This is a genomic window from Chitinivibrionia bacterium (assembly GCA_009779925.1).
In the GTDB taxonomy this organism is placed as follows: Bacteria; Fibrobacterota; Chitinivibrionia; order Chitinivibrionales; family Chitinivibrionaceae; genus WRFX01.
In genome coordinates, this window is sequence record WRAZ01000081.1 from 1 (window position 1) to 3,524 (window position 3,524).

Annotated in this window: 3 protein-coding genes; 1 reads left to right on the forward strand and 2 read right to left on the reverse strand. The window is 41.1% G+C overall.

Features of this window, described 5'->3' with window-relative positions; genetic code table 11:
* On the forward strand, positions 1-1,062 hold a 1,062-nt coding region (gene fusA, locus FWE23_11410), incomplete at its 5' end, for an elongation factor G (GenBank protein MCL2846033.1).
* 28 nt (positions 1,063-1,090) lie between these two features.
* On the opposite strand, the gene FWE23_11415 is transcribed toward fusA, so the two are convergent.
* Both FWE23_11415 and FWE23_11420 read right to left on the reverse strand, forming a co-directional pair.
* A complete protein-coding gene (locus FWE23_11415; protein ID MCL2846034.1) occupies positions 1,091-2,305 on the reverse strand; it encodes an aldo/keto reductase in 1,215 nt (404 codons plus the stop codon).
* Positions 2,306-2,369: 64 nt separating this feature from the next.
* Positions 2,370-3,422, reverse strand: coding sequence for a PDDEXK nuclease domain-containing protein (locus tag FWE23_11420; GenBank protein ID MCL2846035.1), 1,053 nt, complete (start codon positions 3,420-3,422; stop codon positions 2,370-2,372).
* Positions 3,423-3,524 lie beyond the last annotated feature (102 nt).

Here is a 3,524-nt window from a genome sequence, read left to right on the forward strand (position 1 = left end):
AACCCGCGAAACGGCAAAAAAGAAAAAATTACGCGCTTTTTTAAGATGCACTCCGACAAAAGAACGCAAGTAGAAGAAGTTTCGGCTGGCGATATTGTCGCAGTAGTCGGGCTGAAATGGACGGCGACAGGCGATACTCTTTGCGACGAAGATTTTCCCATTGCATTTGAGGGCTTGGACTTCGCAAAACCCGTGATTTCAGTCTCGCTTGAACCCAAAAACGCCGAAGAAGAAGCAAAAATGTTAAACGCGCTTTCTCACTTGCAAGACGAAGACCCCACCTGCGAAGTAAGCGAAAACCGCGAAACAGGACAGCGGCTTTTGTCGGGAATGGGTGAATTGCACCTTGAAGTTCTGGTGGACAGATTAAAGCGCGAATTCGGCGTTCAGGTAAATACGGGCAAACAGCAGGTGGCATACCGCGAGTCAATCCTCGGCGAGGCAACCGTATCGGAGAACTTCCAACGACTTGTCGATAAAAAAGAGCAGAGCGTAGAAATTCAAATTAAAGTTGAGCCGCTCGAAGACGTATCAAAAAGCGTTGTTTTTGAAAGCAAAATTACCGACGAAAATATTCCCGCCAATTTTATAGAAGCAGTAAAAGAGGGAATAATGGAATCACTTTCCGCAGGCGAAAAAGCGGGCTTTCCCGTAATCGGAATTAAAGCAACGCTCGAAAAATTAAAACCCCACGAAACGGAAACCACCGAAATAATCTGCAAAATCGCAGGCTCAATGCTTTTCAGGCAGGCGTGCATAAACGCAGGCGGGGTAATTTTGGAGCCGATTATGAGCGTAGAAGCAGTGTCTCCCGAAGAATTTGTAGGCGCGCTTATTAACGACATAACCACCCGCCGCGGGCTTGTAAAAGGCATCGATATGGAGGGAATGCGCCGCCTTATTCACGCGGAATCGCCGCTCGCGCAAATGTTCGGATATGCAACGCAAATCCGCTCGCTTTCGCAAGGAAGAGCGACTTACACAATGACTTTCTCGCATTACAGGCAGTGTGATAAGCGCTTGGAAACAGAAATCTTAAAGGCGATTGGGAAGATTTATTGATTATATTAAATTAAAACAGGGCGAATGATTATTTGCCCTGTTTCTTGTTGCTCTTTGCTTTCATAAAAAACCGCACTGCTCTCATCAACGCTCTAAATCCAAACGGCTCTATGCGTTTGCTCACTTTTTTTAATTCTTCGCTTATTTTTATGCTTTGCGGGCAGTGTTTTTCGCATTGTTTACAGCCGTTGCACGACGAAGCAAGTCCTTTTTCGGTTGCAAGTACGCCTGTTTCTTGAATATATCGCCTTAAAACGCTGAATTTTCTTGAAAATGCCAAATTATTGTAGCAGGTGAAACTTCCCACAATATTTACGCCGCGCGGACAAGGCATACAGTAATTACAGCCCGTGCAGGGAATTTCGTTTGTTTCGCCGAACGCCTCAATTACTTTTTCTATAACTTCGATTTCCTGCGGCGACATTGAGTTCGGCGTGCAAATTTCGGCGAGTTTTATATTTTCGTCGATGTCGCTTTGGCGGCTCATTCCCGAAAGCACAAGCGAAATTTCGGGGTGGTTCCAAAGCCACGAAAGCGCCCAGTTTGCGGGACTTCGGTCGGGATTTGCTTCTTTCATAATATCGCGGACTTTTGGCGGCAATCTTTTCGGGTTGCTCAGCCGACCACCCAAAAGCGGCTCCATAATAAAGACGGGAATATTTTTTGAGTATGCATATTTCAGTCCCGCAATTCCCGCTTGATTATTGATGTCCAAGTAGTTGTATTGTATCATCGTAAAATCCCAGTTGCGCATATCGATTATCTTACAAAAATCGTCGCGTTTGCCGTGAAACGAGAAACCGAGTTGCTTTATTTTGCCGAGTGATTGCTTTTCGTCTATCCATTTTTCTATGCCGATATCGCAAAGTTTTTGCCATTGCTCAGGCGTTGCTACCATGTGCATTAAATAATAATCAATATAATCGGTTTGCAGGCGGGCGAGCGATTTTTCAAAAAAATTATCGAAGTCCTTGTATGTTTTACACAGAAAAATCGGCAGTTTTGTCGCTAAAAATATTTTTTTTCTCAAATTATGTTTGGATATTATGCGCCCCATCATCTCTTCGCTGTTTTGATAAATAAACGCGGTATCGAAATAATTTATTCCCGAATTTACAGCGTTAACAAACATTCTCTCGAACTCGGCAAAGTCAATTTTCCCCCGAACGCGCGGAAAACGCATACATCCAAATCCGAGAACTGATAATTCGTTGCCGCTTTTGGGGTCGGTGTGGTATTGCATAGCGCGAATTTCCTTTCGTTATTTTTTCTCCATTTTGACTATTTCAAAAAGCCAAGCTCTAATTTTATTGTTTGCATATTGAGTGTTGCTGTGCGATGGCGATTGATTTGTTCAGTTTATCAATAAACCATTGCTTGTCGGGCAAAACCGTCAGATATTGCGCTACTTTTATGTTCTCTTCGCCCAATAATAACAACTCAATGTGGTCGGAGTTTCCTTCACTGCAAAGTAGTAAACCAATGGGTGAGTTTTCGTGCGGTTGTTTCTCGTATTTTTGCAAATATTTCAAATACAATTCCATTTGCCCTTTGTATTCGGGCTTAAATTTTCCAAGTTTCAAGTCAATCGCAACTAAACGATTTAGCTTACGGTGATAAAAAAGCAAATCAAGATAATAGTCAACACTGTCAATAGACAAGCGTTTTTGCCGCTCCATAAATGCGAAGCCCTGCCCTAATTCCAAAATAAAATTTTCTAATTGATAAAGAATGGCATTTTCAAGGTCTTTTTCAGAAAAAAATCCGTTTAATCCCAGAAAATCAAGAATGTATGTGTTCTTGAATACTAAATCGGGACTTAAATTAGCGTTGTTTACATTTTGCAATGTTTTTTTTATCGTTTCATCGGGCTGTGCGGCAATAACAGTTCGCTCAAAAAGCATAGCGTCTTCTTTTTGCCGCAGGGTTCTTATGCTCCAGTTTTCAAGCGCGCACATTTGTTGATAAAACAACCTTTTAACAGGATTTTCAATGCCGACAAATTCTATAAAGTGGCTCCAAGTTAAAGTTTGCGACAGTGTCGCAAACTTTTCTTTATCGTATGCTTGCGCTACTTTTATCATTCTTGTCAGAGCTGAATACGAATAACCTTTTCCGTATTTTTGTGTTAATTCCTGCGACAGAGTTGCAAGAATTTCTTGTCCGTGCTTTGAATATGGCTCATATTTAATTTCGGAGATAATATAATTTCCAATTGCCCAATAAGTTCGGCTTATTTCCACATTTAAGTATATCGCCGCATTTTTGCTTGTATTTTCAATAAGCTTTTCTATTCCGAGCAACAATTTAGAATATTCGCACAAATCAGCTTTCAATGCTATTTCTATTTTCTGGGGCATATTTTCTCCTTTTCTTTATACAAAAATACATTATGCCGTTAAAGAAAAATTATTGATTTTCAAAAATCATAATATACGGCGATGGCATAAATTATTTTTACA